The organism is Nonomuraea sp. NPDC005983, assembly GCF_040614375.1.
Classification (GTDB): domain Bacteria; phylum Actinomycetota; class Actinomycetes; order Streptosporangiales; family Streptosporangiaceae; genus Nonomuraea.
In genome coordinates this window covers 158,548-176,688 of sequence record NZ_JBEXUP010000002.1, presented here as the reverse complement: position 1 = coordinate 176,688, position 18,141 = coordinate 158,548, and the positions used below count along the sequence as shown (strand labels likewise).

Below are 18,141 nucleotides of genomic sequence, written 5' to 3'. Positions count from 1 at the left end.
TCCGATCAACCCGGGTTTTCGGCGAACCAGACGGCGATCTGGGTGCGCGAGCTGAAACCGAGCTTCGCCAAGATGTGCTCGACGTGGCCTTCGGCGGTGCGCTGAGAGATCACCAGCCTGGTCGCGATCTCCTTGTTGCTGAGCCCCTGGCTGATGAGCTCGGCGATCTCCCGCTCCCTGGGAGTGAGCTTCGACGTGTCCGCCTCAGCAGCCGAAGGCGCGCCGTCAGGTTCCTCCTCGCGCAACGCGTAGCCGATGGCGTCATCGATGCTCAGTTCCCGGCCTTCGCGGAGAAGGCTTTGGTAGACGTCGTCACTCAGTTCGCGTCTTACTCGTTGTTCGAACGGGTCACGGAATCGCTTGATGTATCCGAAATCGACGAGTGTGGAGCCCACCTTCTCCCAGATCGTGTGGGCCGCACCGTACAAGCGGACAGCGCGCTTCGTGTCATCCGTGGCCCAGGCCAGCAGTTCCAGGCAGTACGCCTCACCGGCCAGGTCGTCGGCGACGGCCTTCAGCCGCAACGCCTCACGCACCCGTGCCGCCGCCGCTGCTACGTCACCGCGTCGCCACTTCCCCAAGCCGATCACCCACAGGGCCCACGACCGGGAAAGGTCCGCCCCGTGGGCTTCGCACACCGCGAGGCACTCTTCCTCGAAGGACTCGGCGCGAGGATCCCCGGCGGCGGTGGCGGCCATCGAAAGGTGCCGCAGCGCGAAGTAGATGCCGAAGGGGTCGTCCAGGCTTCGGTGCCCGGCCAGTGCCGCCTCCTGCAAGGGAATGGCACCCGAGTAATCGCCGCGATACATCACGGCCGCGCCGGTCCACAGGCTGGCATAAGCGCATGCGGAGGCGTCGCCCAGTCGCTCCCCCAGCTCGCGGCATTCCTTCAGCATCGACATCGCGGCGTCGATCCGCCCCAGCACGATCAGCAGATAGGCGCACCCGTACAAGGCATGGGCCCGAGCCCTTGTGGGCTCGCCGTTGAGATCGAGAGCCCGCTGCAACCACTGGCACCCCTCACGCAGCCGACCGGCGGCCACCCAGAAGATGTGCAAAGCGGCTGTGGACTCAAGCCCGGCCAGTGCCTCACCTGGCTCGGTAAGGCTGTATTCGAGCGCGGCGCGCAGGTTGGGCTGGTCCGCACGCAACCGGACGAACCATTCCATCTGGCGAGGGGCGAAGAAATCCACATCGGCCCTGCGGATGAGGTCGCGATAGTACTGCCAGTGCCGTGCGTGTACCACCGCCGCCTCAGCCGGATCCAGTAGTTCGGCACCGAACTCCCGGATCGTCTCGAGCAGTCGATATCGCGCCTGATCCCCGCCGGGCTGGAGAAATATTATGGATTTGTCCACCAGCCCGGCCACCAGCTCGAAGATATCCTCGGCTGCGATCGGGCCACCGGAGCACACATATTCGATGGCCTCCAGATCGCACGCGCCGACGAACACCGACATCCGTCTCCACAAGAGCTTCTCGTCGGCGGAGCACAGTTCGTAACTCCACTCGATCGCGGCCCGCAGGGTCTGATGCCGAGGCAGCGTCCCCCGCCTCCCTTTGCCCAGGAGCTCGAACCGGTAATCGAGTCGCTCAAGAATTCTGGCCATCGGCAGGGATCGCATCTGGACGGCCGCGAGCTCGATCGCCAACGGGATTCCGTCCAGCCGTCGGCAGATTCTCGTCACCATCTCGCTGTTCTCCGACGTGATGGCGAAGTCGGGCGAAACAGCCGCCACCCGTTCGGCGAGGAGCTGCACGGCGTCGTCTCGCCGTGACACGTCCGCCGCGATCGGCGTACCTGGCTCCGGCACCGGCAGGGGAGGGACGGTGAAGACCGTTTCACCCGGAACGCCCAGGGCCTGGCGGCTGGTCGCCAGGATCCGCACCCCGGGAGCGGCCTTCATCAGCTTCGCCACCAACTGCCCGCAACTCTCGATCAGGTGCTCACAGTTGTCCAGCACCAGCAGCAGCCGTTTGTCGGCCAGATAGTCCAGAAGCTGGCCGGTAGGCGAGCGCGTCGCCTGCTCGTGCAGCCCGAGAGCGTCCGCAACCGTGGACGGGAGCAACTCCCCATCTCGCAGCGGAGCCAGCTCCACCAGCCAGACCCCGTCGGGGAACGCCCTCGACACCTCCTCGGCCAAACGCAGGACCAGACGCGTCTTTCCCACTCCGCCCGCGCCCGTCAACGTCAGCAACCGGGTGTCGGAGAGCAGCGATTTGGCCTGCGAACGCTCACGCTTGCGGCCAACAAAGCTCGTTACCTCGGCCGGCGCATGCTCCACTTGCTGGTGATGCCTCCCCGCAGACATGACGAAATCAGCCTAGGTTTCCGCCTGTCACCTGGTCAACCGAGCCAAAACAGGGTCTTTTCTTTGGTTACTTCGGTTTCATCAACAACAACTGTCGCACGCGGCAGGCTTTTCGCTCCCCGGGACGGCGCTACCCGCGCGATCGACGTTCTTGAGGCTCACGGCCACGAGGCAATTCTTTCGTGGGGAACTTCGCCGGCGGCAAATTCGCGGCCTTCAACCTCGGCAACGCGCTCGGCGCCTGGCTGGGCGGCCCACGAGCCTAATCCGCGACAAGAGGTCCGCGGCGTGCTCCGCGTGTCGAGACCAGCCCTCCCACCAGGCCGCTCACCGCGCAGACCAGGACCAGCGCCACAAACTGCGGCATCGAGAAGGCGAACCACAGCTCGCCCGTCGCGGCCTTGCCCAGCGCGGCCAGCGAAGCGACGGCGATCGCCGTGCCGAGCAGTGTGCCCGTGGCCGTCACGACCAGCGACTCCCAGCAGAGCGCCCGGGCGAGCTGACCGGGCTGCGTCCCCACGGACCGCAGCAGCCTGATCTCCTCTGCCCGCTCCGCCATCGACATGGCCGTGGCGTTCAGCACCGAGATCACGGTGTACGCCACCGCCGATCCCACCAGCACGGGAGCGACCCAGGCCGACGGCCCGGTACGCGTCACGCCCGCCGCCGCGTCGGAGGTCGACACGGCGAACAGGAAGGTACAGGCGAGCGCCACAGTCAGCATCACCGGGGACGCGGCCGACATCGCCCGGCGCGGCTGCGTGACCAGCGCCGACCTGGCCAGCATCCCGGCGGCCGGGTCGAGCCACACCACGGGAGCCGCGAGGACCCAGCCCACCCCGCGCAGCACGACGGGCCCCAGCGCCGATGCGCCGACGCAGAGCACCATCGTCGCCCCCAGCCCGGTCGGCACCGCGGCCGTCGGCTTCACCTGAGGAACCAGCCACACCAGCACCCCGCCCCCGGCCAGCGCCACCACCCCGAGCGCCGCTCTGGGCCACGACATGAGCCGTTGCTGCGCCGCGCTGTCACGCAGTACCTCCAAAGGCCCCACACCTACCGCCTTGCGTGCCGCCACCCGCGCGGCCAGCAGCGTCACCACCAACCCGACCACCAGCGCCAGGACGAACGGCACCGACGTCACCTCAACCGGAACGCCCATGGGCGCCAGTTCGACCGCACGCAGGAACGACGCCATCACCCCGGCGTACGGCACGGCCAGCGCGCAACCGACCGCGCTCGCCAGCACGGCCACCACCAGCGCCTCCGCCGTGATCAACCGGCGCACCTGCCGCGGCGTCATGCCGATCGACCTCAGCAGGCCCCAAGCCCTGCGCTGCCGCAGCACGTGCAGGCTCAGCATGCCCGCCACCACGAACACCGACACGAAGCCCGACACCACGGCGGACAGGACCAGCAACCCCATGATCCCGTTCAGCTCGTCATGGCCACCGGCTCCAGCGACCAGCAGACCACCGCCGCTCACCAGCGTCACCGCGATGACCACCGCAACGAACGAGGAGGCGAATCCGGTCCAGTTGGTCCGTACGTTGTTCCAGGCGAGGACGAGCGTCATCGTCGGCCGCCCAACCGCCTGCCGATCTGCTCGACCGAGGGCCTGTCCAGCACGTCCACAATCCGTCCGTCGGTGAGGAAGAGGACGGCATCGGCCCGGGCAGCCGCCTCCGGGTCGTGGGTGACCATCACCACCGTCTGGCCGAACTCGTCGACCGCCTCCCGAAGCAGCCCCAGCACCTCATGCCCGGTGCTACGGTCCAGCGCTCCGGTCGGCTCGTCGGCGAACAGCACCTCCGGCCTGCCAAGCAGCGCGCGGGCGATGGCCACCCGCTGCTGCTGGCCCCCGGACAGCTGCGCTGGGCGATGCCCCTCCCGCCCCGCCAAGCCGACCCGGTGCAGCAGCTCGCGCACACGTGTCGGATCGGGCCGCCTGCGGGCCAGCCTGCTGGGCAGGATGACGTTCTGCCAGGCGGTCAGCGACGGCACCAGGTTGAACGCCTGGAAGATCACTCCAACCCGGTCACGCCGGAGCAGCGCGAGCTCCTTCTCCTGCAACTGTGTGATGTCCTGCCCGGCGATGCGTACCGCCCCGGACTGCGGCCGATCCAGCCCCGACGCACACTGCAACAGCGTGCTCTTGCCCGAGCCTGACGGGCCCATCACGGCGGTGAAACTGCCACGCCGGAACCCGGCACTGACCTGGCGCAGCGCGGGCAACTCCGTAGCTCCCTTGCCATATGTTCTGGTCACTCCTTCGAGGAGGACCGCATGATCACTCATGATCACAAGTCTGTTGACGGTCACCGTCGTGATCCATCCGGCATCACCCTGACCGCTCCCCGAGAAACAGCTGAGGACAGCGGGAGGACGCTCTGCCGTGTGGGCGATCACCTGACCGGTCAAGGGGAGCCTCGACAGCACGAACATGCCACAGGACCATGATGAAGGGCAGTTCGGTGACGAGAAGGGGCCGCACCAGGGCAAGCCAGCCACCCTGCGGACAAGGCGGTAACCTCCGTGGCGCGCCCTCGGGAAAGACCGCCCGGCCCGGATCCTGGGCGGGCCAGACGGCTGCTGAGGTCCGCCACCCCTGGGCATCACGCCTCCAGCGCGGCGACAGCCGCGGATGGAGTGACGTGAGCCGGGGTCGTCACCCCAGCGCGGCCACAGCCGCAGATGGGGTGACGTGGGCCGGGTTCGTCAGCGTCGGTGTGACGACATCATGCCGAGTCCGACGCATGCCAGACCGCAGAGGAAGATCACGGCTCCGGTGACGACGTTGTTGACGATCGTCGAAGTGGTCGCTCCGTGTCCGGGAAGCACCCACGGGGCGATGATCGTCCAGACCCCGATGACCGGCATCACCCAGGTAACGCCGTGCGTACGGCCGTAGACGGACGCGAACCCGACCGCGAGGAGCGCCAAGGCGATGCCCGTGATCAGGTTGCTGACGGTCAGATTGGCGCGCGGGTTGAAACCCACCACCCACGGCGAGATAGCGAGGTACAGGCCACTCAGAAAGGCCAGACCGCTGATGGACTGTCCTGACGGACTCTGCGCCACGCTGTCGTAGCGGGCACGCATCGCGACGATGTCAGGGTGCTGCTCCATTGCGAACGTCGGACGTTCAGCCACGTCGCACACCACCCTTCTCCTCTAGACGGCGTTCAACAGTTCTCCTGCCCAGCTCAGTCCTGCCAACCTCATGCTTGGGCAACAATTCTTCAAGCCTGCGTATCGCCCTCAACGGGCTCGAACCGCGCAGGCACAACGCCGGCGCAACGAACCAATAGGGGTTGACCGACCCTCGCCTCCGAGCTGGGGAAGGACAGTGGTCTTCGCCGCGATGCTCGCGGCACCGATCACGGCGCGACCGCGCTCCCGACGGCCAGAGGCGAAGTGACGACGCGTGTGATGCACCATGCGCGCGGTTGACCGCAGGGATGACCTGTTGGCGGAGCCTGCGTGGCCAGAGCGGTGCGTGCCTAGTCCCACACCACGGACCACACAGTCGTGCCGTCCGGCGCCTCTGGGATGTCACGGTAGACATCCACCAGGCCCGGGATGACACCGTCGGCCTCGAACCCCTCGATCCACGCGGTGCAGGCAGCCTCGTCCGCCGTAGTACAGATGGCGACGGCTTCCCCAGCGAGCTCCTCCATGTCGAGTGTCTCCGGATGCGGTTGCACCCGTACCCACGCGACGTCCTCGCGCCGCTCGATCGCGCGCAGGCGCTCGGCCAGGACGTCCAGAGGGGGCCGCCCGTAGCCCCACTGGTTGGGTGCGATGCTTTCCTCATTGACGTTGCCGTCGAAGAACTCGTCCAGGGTGAGCAACGGCATGACGCATTCCTCACCAGCACGGCTGATCACTTGGGCAGCAGAGATCATGAGAGCGGATTCTCGCACGCCAGAACGGGTTTTTTGAGCAGGAAGCTTCGCCATGACGTCCACAGCTCCCCACAAGGGGACCATGGTTCCCGTCCCGCAAACCCGCTCCGGCCCGAAGTGAAGCTGTATGGGGTTCTCCCTAGGGGCCTATCCGACGGCCGGGCTTTGGTCGAGGGCCGGGAGTGACCTGTCTGCGCCGACCGTGCTAAATGACGGGGTCCTCAAGGACGTGCATGAGTATCCGGTTCTGGGAGCCTTCGGGGTCGGGGCTGGACATGCTGGCCATGGTGACGAGCGCTTTCCACAGCGCCCACCCGCGTGCTCGCCGCCAGGTGTCGTCGGGAAGCCCGACGGCCTCACGGAAGACCTTCCGCTCGTCACCGACGAAGTAAGTCCATGCCATCACGAGGTCACAGGCGGGGTCGCCGACGCCGCAGGTCCCGAAGTCGATGACCGCGGACAGTTCTCCGTCGGTGGCGAGCACATTGCCAACGGCGACGTCACCGTGGAACCACGTCGGCGGAAACGGCCAGGCCGAGGTCAGCGCGCTGGCCCAGACGGCCCGGCAGGCGGCGGCATCCACGAGGTGCCCCAGCCTGTCGAGGGCGTACTCGACGTCATCGCTGTAGACGCTCGGGTGGCAGCCCCGGAAGCAGGAATGACGACCGCAGGCCGGCCCCTCCTTCGTGGGGATCTCCCTGAGCGCGGTATGAAACCTCCCGAGGTCGCGCGCCAACCCCGTTCGATCGACGTTCGCGGCGCTCTCGAGCGTGTCTCCGGGGATCCAGCGACGCACCGACCAGGGGAACGGGTACCCAGCGGCCGGACGTCCCGTCGCCACCGGTGTCGGCACGGGTAAGGGCAGATGCGCGGCCAGGACGGGCAGACAACGGTCTTCCTTCTCGATGCCGGATGCGTAGCCTTCTGCGCTGGGCAGGCGTACGGACAACTGATCCCCGAGCCGGAAGGTGCGGTTGTCCCAGCCCTGGCGGGCAACGGGCTCGATCGGGAGGTCGCTCCACTCGGGGAACTGTTCGGAGATCAAGGTGTGGACGAGGTCGGCGGTGATGTCGATCACTGTCCAAGTCTCCATGCTCCGGTGCGAGTTATCCATCTGGACCGTCAGCGTCTTGATCGGTCCGGGTGCCATGATGAGGGACGCCTGATCAAGGGAGCTAGGGTGGCAGACCCGCACGAGGAGTTCGGTTGGCTTGCAGGCTACGGTCCGTTCTATGCCATCTCCTGCGTGTCCTTCGTCCGATCCCTCCCGCCGATTGAAGCCCTGACTCGTCTCGGAGCAGGCGCGGAAACGCTGGAAGAGGTCACGTTCGAAAAGCTGCAGGAACGAACGATGGCATGCCTCGACTCGGACCCCATGCGCAGCTACGTCGGCGTGGTGGAACTGGGCGGCTGGACTGCGCTCATCGAGCTGTGGACTGCGTCGATGATGGGTTACCAGCCGATGTTGGGACGGCTTTCGCGGGCCACCGAGGTCGTGCTGATCAACCGCAACATTCACGCGACCGACTACTTCGTCCACGCGATCGACGGCGTGACGCTCACCTGGTTCGACCTGCTGGTCCCGCAAGTGCGCACAGGCAGCGACCCAGACCGCCTCATCAACGCGATGAAGGAAGTCGGGCTGAACCCTGATCACGGCTGGGATGACCCAGTGTTGGAAGCCACGTTTCCGCGTTCCTTCGCCCTGGCCCGCACCATCACCGGCCTTCCCTTCTCGGAGAACGTGCTGGACATGCGATTTCTCAGTGCGGTGATCGACAACGGATGATCGCACGGCCTTACGGATAGCCGCCCATTCAGAGCTGCCCGGCGAGAAGAAAAGGGGAGGCGGACGCCAGAATGCCCGTGCCACGATGGTCGCTTTGTACCCAATGCGAATGGAACTGAGCAACCGTGCCCCGCGCCATCACTTTGATCCGCTCCGCTTCTCTGTCCGACGTCGCCGAGTACGCCTACGCAGCCACGGCGCCTGCCGAGTCCCGACTCATCTTTCTCGCCGGAGCGTGTCCGCTGAACCAGGACGGCTCGACGGCAGCGCTCGGGGACTACGCGGGCCAGGCAGCGAAAGCCGTCGAGAACATGGAGGCTGCTCTCACCGCCGCCGGCGCATCGCTGCAGGACGTCATCAGCACAAGGGTTCTCGTCGCGTCCACGCGGCGGGAGGACTTGGTGGCTGCCTGGGGGGTAGTCCGGGACTCGTTTGGCGACCATGACGTACCGAGCACCTTGTTGGGCGTCACCGTGCTCGGATACCACGGCCAGCTCGTTGAGATCGAAGCCGTCGCCGCCGTTATTGATGCCTGAGCGGTAGGCGTCCGCGCGACGCAACGGGCACGGCTTCTTCCGGCGATCGACTCCGTCGGTGATGTGACCCATGTCTTCACCAGACGAGGGGGAGCCCATTGGCCCTCGGTGGGGGAGGCCGTCCCTGCCTGAAGGAGCTACATCAGACCGGCAACCACGCTCGACCGGCAACTCCACTCCGGCAACGCTCTTCGTCATGACCGGGTGATGAGTTGGGTCTCCACTGCGTCTGTGACCGCGAGGTGGTGGCGGCGGCTCGGCCGCATCATGGTTGGCTGGGAGACGCCCCAGAACCCGCCCATGCAGACGAGCTCCTTGATCCGAGCGGCGGTACGGCCTGTGATGACGCTGGACGTGACCTGATCGTCAGGGGTCACGCGCTGGATGATTCCATCGCGGCGTCCGAGGCTGATGCACTGGAAGGTGTAGCCGATCGTGGTCTCGGGAACCTTGCGACCGGTCAGGCGCGCGGCGATAGCGTCGGCTGCCAGCCACGCCATCGGGCCTGCCGACGCGCAGGACATCCGCAGCGGCTTGCCACCCGCTCCTTCGGCAAGCGCCGCGTCGCCGACGGCGTACACATCGGGGTGCGAGACCGATCGCATGCTGCCGTCGACGACGATCCGGCCGCCCTCGGACACCTCGAGGGTGGTGGCGGCCGCGATCGGGTGCACGGCGAAACCCGTGGTCCACACGGTCACCTGGGCCCGGATCTCCGTGCCCGCACCGGTGACCACGCCGTCCGCTTCGACGCGCGCGATGTCGGCGTGCTCGTGGACCGTGATGCCGAGCCGGTCCAAGGCGCCGCGTAGGTGGCGCTGGGCCTTGTCGCTGAGCCAGCCGCCGACGCGGCCGCCGGCGGCGATGGCGACCTGAAGGTCCGGGCGGGCTTCGGCGATCTCGGTGGCCGCCTCGATGCCGGTCAGGCCGCCGCCCACGATCAGCACCGTCCCACCGGGCTCCATCCCGCTCAGGCGCGCCCGCAGTCGGAGAGCGGCCTGCTTCCCGGCCAGGTTGTAGGTGTGCTCGGCGACACCGGGGACGCCGTGATCGGCGGCGGCGCTCCCGAGGGCGTACACGAGGGTGTCGTAGCCGAGGGTCTCAGCGCCGAGATCGACGTTCTTGCCTTCGACATCGACAGCGGCGACTCGCGCGGTCCTGACCTGTACGCCGGTGCCCGCAAAGAGGTCGCGCAGCGGGCGGGGCCGCAGATCCTGCCCGCTCGCGAGCTGGTGCATGCGCACCCGTTCGACGAACTCCGAGTCGGCGTTGACCAGGGTGATCTCGACGTCGTCGCGGTGCAGCCGTTTGGCGAGGCGACCGGCGGTGATGGCTCCGGCGTACCCGGCTCCCAGGACGACGACGCGGTGCTTCATGGTTCGCTCCTATCTGGTTGCTGTCACCTCCTGAACCGGACAGGCGCGCGATTCCTGACAGAGACCGAGCGTGATGTAGGTCACCAACTCACCGCCAGCGGGCGATGAGGTCCAGCGGCCGCCCACTGGCGCGCGATGCGCTGAAGTTTGTCGGGGTTGACCTGGATGTGGACCGAGGCGAGGCCGTCGAGAGTCGTATCGAGGCAGACCACGCCGATGACCTGCTCGCCGACCTCGACCAGCACGGCAGGACCGCCGTTGACGACGACGGCGTAGAAGGCGGGACTGTCACCGACGAGGGCTCGCTTGGAGTCGCTCGGCTGGAACATGCCACGCAGGTACTGGGCGATGCCCATCGCTCCGATGACCGGAGTCCTCCGGGCGACGACCTTGCCGCCGCCGTCAGCCACGCTGACCGCGTCGGCGGCGAGCAGCCGGACCAGCCGCTCGGTGTCGCCGCTGAGGGCCGCGGCGAGAAACTCCTCGACGATCTTCCGCGCGGCGGCCGCATCGACCTCCGTGCGGGATCGTTCGACGGCCAGATGCTGCTTCGCACGTCGGTGGATCTGCTGGCAGTTCGACTCGGTGACGTCGAGAATCTCCGCGATCTCGCGGTGCGCGTACCCGAACGCCTCACGCAGCACATACACCACGCGCTCATTGGGGGACAGCCGCTCCATCAGGGTGAGCATCGCCATGGAGACCGACTCACGCTGCTCGAAGGTGTCGGCGGGACCTAGCATCCGATCTCCGTCCAGCACCGGCTCAGGAAGCCACTGCCCCACGTAGGTCTCCCGCCTGGTCCGCGCCGAGGTGAGCCAGTTGAGGCAGAGATTGGTGAGCACCTTCGTCAGCCACGCTTCGGGCGTCTCGATCCGTTCCCGGTCCGCCGCATGCCAGCGCAGGTAAGTATCCTGCACCGCGTCCTCCGCATCACCAGCCGAGCCCAGCAGCCGGTAGGCGATCGCCTCCAAGCGGCCCCTATAGCTCTCGAACAGATCGGCCTCGTGCGTGTGGAGCAACATTGCCCCATGGTCGGTCATATGCGCAGGCCGCGTCCACTCGCCCTACACCCCTGGGCGAAGCGGGCGCGCGGAGAACTGCGCGCCCGTCAACCCCCGAAGAACTTACGACTGCGACCACTTAGGAACTACTCGTCTAGATCACGAGGTCTATGCCATTGTCGCGGAGCTCTTGCGGCGTGAAGACGACCTCAGGGTCTTCGGCGAGTTCGTGGTGGTAGCCGATCTCGTAGCGGTTGACGGGGGCTTTGACCTCGGTGACCTCGATGGGGTGGCCGTTGGGGTGAGCCATGGTGCGGCGGATGATGAGGACGGCTTCGGCGTAGTCCATGCCGAGTTGCGGTGCGCTCGTCTTCGTAGGCGATGCGGGCGGCGGTGAGGGTCATCCAGCGGACGGCGAGAAGCCCTGCAAGCCCTCCGGGTGAGGCTGGAGGAACGTGGCCTTCTCCTTCTCATCAACAGGTATCGGAGAAACGCCTTCGTCTCCGCCGTGGCGCGCCAGATGAGCGACGGACTGGCCTGCTATCTCGTCCAGATGGGACGCCCTGCGAACCCTCGCCGCGTGGTGAGCAGCATCGCCCCCGCGCCCGCGCGCGAGGTCGTCACGTCACGGGAGGCCGACGCGTTCGTGGAGCAGTGGATCGATTCATGCAACTGAGCGGAGTCGCAACCGATCGGGTGTCTCCTCCCCACAGTCGGACCTCAACGGCCATCGCATTTTTCATAGGATCACGCGCATGGAGTCCCATGAGGACACGCCCGGCATTCTCTATGTGATCGCGTGTGCCGCACCTGCCGCCGCCGATCTCCATCTCTTGATCCCCATGGCTCAGGCGGCCGGGTGGCAGGTGCACGTGGTCACCACACCGATGGGCGAACGCTTCGTCAATGTCCCCGAGTTGAAGCGCCTAACCGGTGACCTGGTCCGCAGCACGTACCGCATGCCGCAGGATCCCAAGGGCCTCCCTCCCGCCGACGCCGTGATCGTCGCTCCGGCCACGTTCAATACGATCAACAAGTGGGCGAACGGCATCGCCGACACCTTCGCGGTCGGACTGCTGTGCGAAGTGATGGGGTTCGGCGTTCCGATCCTGGCCGTGCCGCTACTGAAGGACGCGCTCGCCCGGCACCTCGCGTTCCAGCGGAGCCTGGACACGCTTCAAGAGATGGGCGTGCGGGTCCTGTTCGATCCCGCCGCCCCGCCGCAGTCCCGCATGCCATCCTGGGAACAAATCATCCAGGAGCTACACGCCGTTGTCGGGGAGCGACAGACCCAGGGGTGATGGCATGGACGCCCACAAGGAGATCGGCCAGCGGATCGCCCGGGCACGCCGTCGCCGTGGACTGTCCCAAGCCGTCCTAGCCGGTCTCGTCGGCCGTTCCGAAAGCTGGCTGAGCCAGGTGGAGCGTGGGCAACGGGCCGTCGACAACCACACCGTGATCAACGCCCTTGCTGACGTCCTCGGTCTGCCTGTGGACGAACTCACCATGAAGAAGACGAACGCGATGACGCGCTACCAGGCAGCATCGGCCATCCGGCAGGCGATGATGGGCTACGACGGCCTGTCCTCGCTCATCGATCCCCGGCACGCGCAGGGCTCCCCGGAGAGCGTCGTGTGGCTGCGGCACGAGATCCGCCGCGTGAACCGGCTCTACCAGGCCACGCGCTACGACGAGGTGGGCAGGCGGTTGCCTCACTTGATCGTGGCCACCGAACTGGGCAGCCGCCACGCACCCGCCGCCCAGCGCCGGGCGTACCAGACCCTTCGCTCGCTGACCTACCACTCCGCCACCACGACCCTGCGCCGCGTGGGAGAGGCGGAACTCGCCTGGGTGGCCGCCGACCGATCGCTGGCCGCCGCCCAAGAAGCCGACAGGCCCCTTCTCGCCGCCGTGAGCGCCTACCGGCTCGGCTACGTCCTGGTACGGCTCCGTGAGACCGAACGCGCCCTACACCTGGTTCTCCAGGCAGCCGACGCCTTGCAGGGCGCCACCGGGCGGCCCACTCTGCGCGCCCTGCCCATCGTCGGCGCGCTCTACCTGGTCGCCGTCACCGCCGCTGCTGCCGCGTACGACCAGGCCGCCATGCGTACCTTCCTCGCGCAGGCCCGGCAGATCGCCGACATGCTCGGCGAAGACCGCAACGACTTCTGGACCGCGTTCGGCACGACCAACGTGACCATTCACGAGATCTCGGCGGCCGTCGAGTTCGGCGATACCCGGCAGGCGATCAGCAGCAGCGAAACCCTCGACCTGGCGCAGCTCTCTGACGGCCTGGTCGGACGCCGCGCCCAAGTGCACCTGGACCTCGCTCGTGCCTACGCCCTGAAGCGCAAGGACGCCGCGTCGGTCAACATGCTCCTCGAAGCCGAGCGGCTCTCGCCCGAACTCGTCCGCTACGGCGGCCGTCCCCGCGAGCTGCTGACCCAACTGCTCAAACGGGAGCACCGTGCCAGCACCCCGCAGCTCCGCGGGCTGGCCCACCGGGCGGGCATCGTCTGACCCGCACTTTTATGCGGCTTCTTGACCTTCACCACCGTGCGGGTTCCCCCATTGACCCGCACATACGGTTCCTCCTGCGTGGCGCGACCAGAGGCCACGTCCCCCAACAGGAGGGAACGTCACATGCGGCACGAACAGAGAAACCCGTGGAATCGGTGCGTCTGCTGCCCCGAGCCGTCTCAAGCGGTCGGCCTCGCCCCCATGACTGCCACGGTTCGGCCCCTCTCGGCGCTGGAAACCGCCGACCAACTCTGCGCAGCCTTGGCGCGCATGGAGATCCCCGCCGACATCCACAAAGGGCGCGGGCTCGCGCTGGTGTCTGTATGTACCGGACTCGTGGTGTGGACGGACGGCTTCTGGTACCGGTGGTGGACGGGGCGTCGCTCCAGGACGGGCCGCTGGCTGTACGCGCATCATTCCGCGTTCGAGCCGGAGCACGCCGCGCGCAGGATCACTGCTCGATATGCCGAACTCCACCGAGCGCCAAGCATCGTGACCGTAGGTGTGTCATGACGGTTGGTGAAGGCTGCCTGAGCCCGCACATCCCCATGGCCCAGCGTGACCACGTCCAGCTCACGTGGCTGAAACCGTGTGCGGCCGTGGATCGCCTCCGCGTCGTGGCGTGGACGTGCGCCTGCCGGGCGGTGTTCTACGAGTTGTGCGAGGGCGGCGGTCAGACACTCATCCGCCGTACCCTGCAGGCCGAAACCGGGGACGTGGTTCACGAGACCCACCAATGCTCGATCGTTGAAGCTCGCACGCTCTGGACCGCACTGCTGTCAGGCCGAGCCCGATAGACGGGCACGGCGGCTGGGATGACTCCGGGCGCCGTCCCGTCGCCGTGCCGCACCCCGTGGTCGTCGCATCCCACGGCCACTCTGCCCCGCCCCCGATAGCTGCCCGATTGTGTGTCCCGCCCGAGGTGTCAACTCCGTCTTCGGACGCCCTGCCCTGTGGCGTTCCACGCGGCCCACATCCCATGCCGCACAGACGGAGTTGACGCCGACCGAGGGACACGAACAATGCGGTATCGGGGGCGGGGTACGGACCTCAGCCCGCGAACCATGCGTGATGAGAGTGGAGCGGCCGGCGCCCATGCGAAGCACCCCGCAGGGCCGCGAAGCGGTGGGGGCCGGCGGCGGAACGGCCATCGTTCGCTGCACCGCCGTGGAGCGGAGGCGGCGCGCGCCGGGACCGAGCTCCGCCCCGTCCTCCTGGAAGGCGCGGAGGCCATGGACCTGATCTTCCCCGGCGAGAACCGGGAAGCATAGTCACTCAGAAGATCAAAAAGGCCACTTCCGATCTACGGAAATGGCCTTCGAGCTGGGTGGGGCTACCAGGACTTGAACCTGGGACCTCTTCCTTATCAGGGAAGCGCTCTAACCGTCTGAGCTATAGCCCCGCGCACACCGCACCGTATCGCATCGGCTGAACCAACGCGACCCGGTTGTTCGGTCGAAGAAAGCTTACCGTGTCTTCGCCCCTGCTCGCGCCGCCCCCGGCGTCGGGTGCGGCGCGAGCGGCGGGTCATTCGGCTTCGCTGAAGGTCACCTCGACGCCACCCACCAAGTCGGAGGCGATGTTGTAGATGACCGCCCCCAGTGTGGACAGGGCCGTGATCAGGACGACGTTCACCGCGCCGATCAGGGCCGTGTAGCCGAGGATGCGGACGGGTTCGAACCAGGAGGCGATGTCGATCGGGATCGAGTTCTGCCCTCCTTCGCCCTTGCCGAGCTGGTTGACGAGGTCCACCAGCGAGTCGAACACGCCCAGGGCGGACAGCACGCCGTACAGGACGGCCACCGCCACGAAGAGCACCACGAAGCAGACGAGCGACACCACGAAGCTGAACTTCATGGCCGACCACGGTTCGACACGACGCAGCACAAGATGGGCCTTGCGGGGGAGACGCCCCCCGCCCCCACCTGAAGACTTCTTCTTATTGGGAATCTCAACGGCAGGCGGAGCTTCGGACGTGAGAGACGGGCGGACGTGGATCGCCGTCTCGTTGCCCTCCTGCTCCTCCCTGGCCTGGCCGGGACCCGGCGGGGCCGGTTTTCCCTCGTCAGCCGGGCCGAATATCTCAGGCTCGCCGGGCTTGTTCGGCTGCTGCCCGTTCTCCCGACCCGCCTTGGTCCTCGCGGGGCCACCCTGGGCGCTCATGAGTTACTCTCCTCCCCCGTCTTCCTCATTCTCAACCGAGCTGTCCATCGACTCGGCGTTGCGGGCGAGGGCCACCACACTGTCGCCTTCAGCGAGGTTCATCAATCGCACTCCCATGGTCTGGCGGCCGGACTGCTTGATCTCGCCGGCACTCGTCCGGATCACCCCGCCAGCGGACGTGATCGCGAAAACCTCGTCCTCCGGGTTGACCATGACGGCTCCGACCAGCTTGCCACGGGAACTTACGATTTTCGCAGTCAGCACACCCTTACCGCCGCGTCCTTGGACTGGATACTGCTCCACTGGCGTCCGTTTTGCGTACCCGGCCTTCGTGGCGATAAGCACATCTTGACCGTCGCCCATCCGATTCATGGCGAGAAGTTCGTCGCCTTCGAGGAATCGCATGCCGATGACGCCGCTCGTGGCCCGGCCCATGGGCCGCAGCGCGTCGTCGGAGGCGGTGAAGCGGATGGACTGGGCTCCCTTGGAGACCAGCAGCAGGTCGTCCTCTTCAGAGACCAGCCTGGCGCCGATGACCTCGTCATCGTCGCGCAGGTTGATCGCGATCAGGCCGCCCGTCCTGGGCGAGTCGTACTCGGACAGGCGGGTCTTCTTCACCAGCCCGCTGCGGGTGGCGAGTACCAGATATGGCGCGACGTCGTAATCGCGCAGATCGAGAACTTCCATGACTGTTTCGTCGGGCTGCATCGCCAAAAGGTTCGCGAGATGCATACCGCGAGCGTCGCGCCCGGAGTCGGGAAGCTCGTACGCCTTTACCCGGTACACCCGGCCCTTGTTCGTGAAGAACAGCAGCCAGTGGTGGGTGGTGGTGACGAAGAAGTGGTCGACGATGTCGTCCTGGCGCAGCTGGGCGCCGCGCACGCCCTTTCCGCCGCGCTTCTGCGCCCGGTAAAGGTCGGTACGGGTGCGCTTGGCGTATCCGCCCCGGGTGATGGTGACGACGATCTCGTCCTCGGCGATGAGGTCCTCGATCGACATGTCACCGTCGTAGGCGATGATCTCGGTGCGCCGCTCGTCGCCGAACTTGCCGACGAGCTCGGCCAGCTCGTCGTTGACGATCTCGCGCTGGCGGGCCTCGCTGGCGAGGATCGAGTTGTACTCGGCGATCTGCGCCATCAGCTGGTCGTACTCGTCCTGGATGGCCTGGCGCTCCAGGGCGGCGAGCTTGCGCAGCTGCATGTCGAGGATGGCCTGCGCCTGGATCTCGTCGATCTCCAGCAGCGACATCAGGCCCTGCTGGGCGTGCGACGCGGACTCGGAGGCGCGGATCAGCGCGATGACCTCGTCGAGCCGCTCAAGGGCCTTCAGCAGGCCGCGCAGGATGTGCGCCCGCTCCTCGGCCTTGCGCAGCAGGTAGCGCGTCCGGCGGACGATGACCTCGATCTGGTGGGCCACGTAGTACCGGATGAACTGGTCGAGCCTGAGCGTGCGCGGCACGCCGTCGACCAGCGCCAGCATGTTGGCGCCGAAGGTGTCCTGGAGCTGGGTGTGCTTGTACAGGTTGTTCAGCACGACCTTGGCGACGGCGTCGCGCTTGAGCACGATCACCAGCCGCTGCCCGACGCGCGAGGAGCTCTCGTCGCGGACGTCGGCGATGCCGGTCAGCTTGCCCTCGCGGACCAGTTCGGCGATCTTCAGGGCCAGGTTGTCGGGGTTGACCTGGTACGGCAGCTCGGTGACGACGAGCGCCTGCCGCCCCTTGTCCTCCTCGACCTCGACGACGGCGCGCATGGTGATCGAGCCGCGCCCGGTGCGGTAGGCGTCCTCGATGCCGCGGCGGCCGACGATCAGCGCCCTGGTCGGGAAGTCGGGCCCCTTGACCAGCCGGATCGACGCCTCCAGCAGCTCCTCGTCGGTGGCCTCCGGGTTCTCCAGGCACCACTTGACGGCCGCGCCGACCTCGCGCAGGTTGTGCGGCGGGATGTTGGTGGCCATGCCGACCGCGATGCCGCCGGAGCCGTTGACCAGCAGCTGCGGGAAGCGCGCCGGCAGGACGTCGGGCTCCTGCGACTTGCCGTCGTAGTTCGGACGGAAGTCGACGGTGTCCTTGTCGATGTCGCGCAGCATCTCCATGGCGATGGGCGCGAGCTTGCACTCGGTGTACCGCATCGCCGCGGCCGGGTCGTTGCCCGGCGAGCCGAAGTTGCCCTGCCCGTCGACCAGTGGGTATCGCAGCGACCAGTCCTGCGCCAGGCGCACCAGCGCGTCGTAGATGGAGGTGTCGCCGTGCGGGTGGTAGGTGCCCATCACGTCACCGACGACGCGCGCGCACTTGAAGTAGCCGCGGTCGGGACGGTACCCACCGTCGTACATGGCGTAGAGCACCCGGCGGTGCACCGGCTTGAGACCGTCGCGGACGTCCGGCAGCGCCCTGGACACGATGACGGACATCGCGTAGTCCATGTAGCTGCGCTGCATCTCGGACTGGATGTCCACAGGCTCGATGCGCTCAGCCGGGGGAGTGGTGTTCACTTCCGTCACAGGTAGTCCTTCTTTGTGATTCGGCCGGCCA

16 protein-coding genes and 1 tRNA gene are annotated in these 18,141 nt (G+C 67.1%); 5 read left to right on the top strand and 12 right to left on the bottom strand.

Going from position 1 to position 18,141, the window contains the following annotated elements:
- Positions 1-5: 5 nt before the first annotated feature.
- The 6 genes from ABZ297_RS02300 to ABZ297_RS02275 all read right to left on the bottom strand — a co-directional run bounded on the left by ABZ297_RS02300 (position 6) and on the right by ABZ297_RS02275 (position 7,298).
- A complete protein-coding gene (locus ABZ297_RS02300; RefSeq protein ID WP_355338023.1) occupies positions 6-2,285 on the bottom strand; it encodes a LuxR C-terminal-related transcriptional regulator in 2,280 nt (759 codons plus the stop codon).
- A 289-nt stretch (positions 2,286-2,574) separates the two neighbouring features.
- Positions 2,575-3,888: an FtsX-like permease family protein gene (locus tag ABZ297_RS02295; RefSeq protein WP_355338020.1), complete on the bottom strand. Its 1,314-nt coding sequence runs from the start codon at positions 3,886-3,888 to the stop codon at positions 2,575-2,577.
- Positions 3,885-4,610 carry an ABC transporter ATP-binding protein gene (locus ABZ297_RS02290; protein WP_355338017.1) on the bottom strand — a complete coding sequence of 242 codons (726 nt, stop codon included), beginning with the start codon at positions 4,608-4,610 and terminating at the stop codon, positions 3,885-3,887. Before ABZ297_RS02290 ends, ABZ297_RS02295 begins: the two co-directional genes overlap by 4 nt.
- Positions 4,611-5,030: 420 nt before the next feature.
- Entirely contained in the window at positions 5,031-5,465 is a 435-nt protein-coding gene (locus tag ABZ297_RS02285; protein WP_355338014.1) for an SPW repeat protein, read from the bottom strand.
- 350 nt (positions 5,466-5,815) lie between these two features.
- Positions 5,816-6,274, bottom strand: coding sequence for a hypothetical protein (locus ABZ297_RS02280; protein ID WP_355338011.1), 459 nt, complete (start codon positions 6,272-6,274; stop codon positions 5,816-5,818).
- A 151-nt stretch (positions 6,275-6,425) separates the two neighbouring features.
- On the bottom strand, positions 6,426-7,298 hold the full coding sequence (locus ABZ297_RS02275; protein ID WP_355338008.1) for an aminoglycoside phosphotransferase family protein: 873 nt from the start codon (positions 7,296-7,298) through the stop codon (positions 6,426-6,428).
- 102 nt (positions 7,299-7,400) lie between these two features.
- Here ABZ297_RS02275 and ABZ297_RS02270 point away from each other — a divergent pair, with 102 nt between their 5' ends.
- Together ABZ297_RS02270 and ABZ297_RS02265 are read left to right on the top strand one after the other, a co-directional pair.
- Positions 7,401-8,009: a DUF6461 domain-containing protein gene (locus tag ABZ297_RS02270; RefSeq protein WP_355338005.1), complete on the top strand. Its 609-nt coding sequence runs from the start codon at positions 7,401-7,403 to the stop codon at positions 8,007-8,009.
- A 125-nt stretch (positions 8,010-8,134) separates the two neighbouring features.
- Positions 8,135-8,545: a Rid family hydrolase gene (locus tag ABZ297_RS02265; protein WP_355338002.1), complete on the top strand. Its 411-nt coding sequence runs from the start codon at positions 8,135-8,137 to the stop codon at positions 8,543-8,545.
- A 194-nt stretch (positions 8,546-8,739) separates the two neighbouring features.
- On the opposite strand, the gene ABZ297_RS02260 is transcribed toward ABZ297_RS02265, so the two are convergent.
- From ABZ297_RS02260 to ABZ297_RS02250, 3 genes are all read right to left on the bottom strand, one after another.
- A complete protein-coding gene (locus ABZ297_RS02260; RefSeq protein ID WP_355337999.1) occupies positions 8,740-9,921 on the bottom strand; it encodes an FAD-dependent oxidoreductase in 1,182 nt (393 codons plus the stop codon).
- Positions 9,922-10,001: 80 nt separating this feature from the next.
- Entirely contained in the window at positions 10,002-10,946 is a 945-nt protein-coding gene (locus ABZ297_RS02255) for an RNA polymerase sigma-70 factor (RefSeq protein ID WP_355337996.1), read from the bottom strand.
- Positions 10,947-11,079: 133 nt separating this feature from the next.
- Positions 11,080-11,274: a hypothetical protein gene (locus ABZ297_RS02250; RefSeq protein WP_355337993.1), complete on the bottom strand. Its 195-nt coding sequence runs from the start codon at positions 11,272-11,274 to the stop codon at positions 11,080-11,082.
- 171 nt (positions 11,275-11,445) lie between these two features.
- On the opposite strand from ABZ297_RS02250, the gene ABZ297_RS02245 reads away from it, so the two are divergent.
- From ABZ297_RS02245 to ABZ297_RS02235, 3 genes are all read left to right on the top strand, one after another.
- Positions 11,446-11,601 carry a hypothetical protein gene (locus ABZ297_RS02245; RefSeq protein WP_355337990.1) on the top strand — a complete coding sequence of 52 codons (156 nt, stop codon included), beginning with the start codon at positions 11,446-11,448 and terminating at the stop codon, positions 11,599-11,601.
- Positions 11,602-11,680: 79 nt separating this feature from the next.
- Positions 11,681-12,226 carry a flavoprotein gene (locus tag ABZ297_RS02240; RefSeq protein WP_355337987.1) on the top strand — a complete coding sequence of 182 codons (546 nt, stop codon included), beginning with the start codon at positions 11,681-11,683 and terminating at the stop codon, positions 12,224-12,226.
- A 4-nt stretch (positions 12,227-12,230) separates the two neighbouring features.
- Positions 12,231-13,445 (top strand): helix-turn-helix transcriptional regulator, encoded by a 1,215-nt coding sequence (locus ABZ297_RS02235; protein WP_355337984.1) that lies wholly within the window; start codon positions 12,231-12,233, stop codon positions 13,443-13,445.
- Between the two features lie 1,328 nt (positions 13,446-14,773).
- On the opposite strand, the gene ABZ297_RS02230 is transcribed toward ABZ297_RS02235, so the two are convergent.
- The 3 genes from ABZ297_RS02230 to gyrA form a co-directional block, all read right to left on the bottom strand.
- A tRNA-Ile gene (locus ABZ297_RS02230) sits at positions 14,774-14,847 on the bottom strand.
- Positions 14,848-14,972: 125 nt separating this feature from the next.
- Complete coding sequence (locus tag ABZ297_RS02225) at positions 14,973-15,608, bottom strand: DUF3566 domain-containing protein (protein ID WP_355337981.1); 636 nt, start codon at positions 15,606-15,608, stop codon at positions 14,973-14,975.
- 3 nt (positions 15,609-15,611) lie between these two features.
- Complete coding sequence (gene gyrA, locus ABZ297_RS02220; protein ID WP_355337978.1) at positions 15,612-18,110, bottom strand: DNA gyrase subunit A; 2,499 nt, start codon at positions 18,108-18,110, stop codon at positions 15,612-15,614.
- Positions 18,111-18,141: the final 31 nt, after the last annotated feature.

What these genes read in the sequence shown, in the direction of transcription:
- ABZ297_RS02295 (WP_355338020.1), bottom strand. Translation starts at nt 3,888, where the DNA reads ATGACGCTCGTCCTCGCCTGGAACAACGTACGGACCAACTGGACCGGA.
- ABZ297_RS02290 (WP_355338017.1), bottom strand. Translation starts at nt 4,610, where the DNA reads ATGAGTGATCATGCGGTCCTCCTCGAAGGAGTGACCAGAACATATGGC.
- ABZ297_RS02280 (WP_355338011.1), bottom strand. Translation starts at nt 6,274, where the DNA reads ATGGCGAAGCTTCCTGCTCAAAAAACCCGTTCTGGCGTGCGAGAATCC.
- ABZ297_RS02260 (WP_355337999.1), bottom strand. Translation starts at nt 9,921, where the DNA reads ATGAAGCACCGCGTCGTCGTCCTGGGAGCCGGGTACGCCGGAGCCATC.
- ABZ297_RS02255 (WP_355337996.1), bottom strand. Translation starts at nt 10,946, where the DNA reads ATGTTGCTCCACACGCACGAGGCCGATCTGTTCGAGAGCTATAGGGGC.
- ABZ297_RS02250 (WP_355337993.1), bottom strand. Translation starts at nt 11,274, where the DNA reads ATGGACTACGCCGAAGCCGTCCTCATCATCCGCCGCACCATGGCTCAC.
- ABZ297_RS02245 (WP_355337990.1), top strand. Translation starts at nt 11,446, where the DNA reads ATGAGCGACGGACTGGCCTGCTATCTCGTCCAGATGGGACGCCCTGCG.
- ABZ297_RS02240 (WP_355337987.1), top strand. Translation starts at nt 11,681, where the DNA reads ATGGAGTCCCATGAGGACACGCCCGGCATTCTCTATGTGATCGCGTGT.
- ABZ297_RS02235 (WP_355337984.1), top strand. Translation starts at nt 12,231, where the DNA reads ATGGACGCCCACAAGGAGATCGGCCAGCGGATCGCCCGGGCACGCCGT.
- ABZ297_RS02225 (WP_355337981.1), bottom strand. Translation starts at nt 15,608, where the DNA reads ATGAGCGCCCAGGGTGGCCCCGCGAGGACCAAGGCGGGTCGGGAGAAC.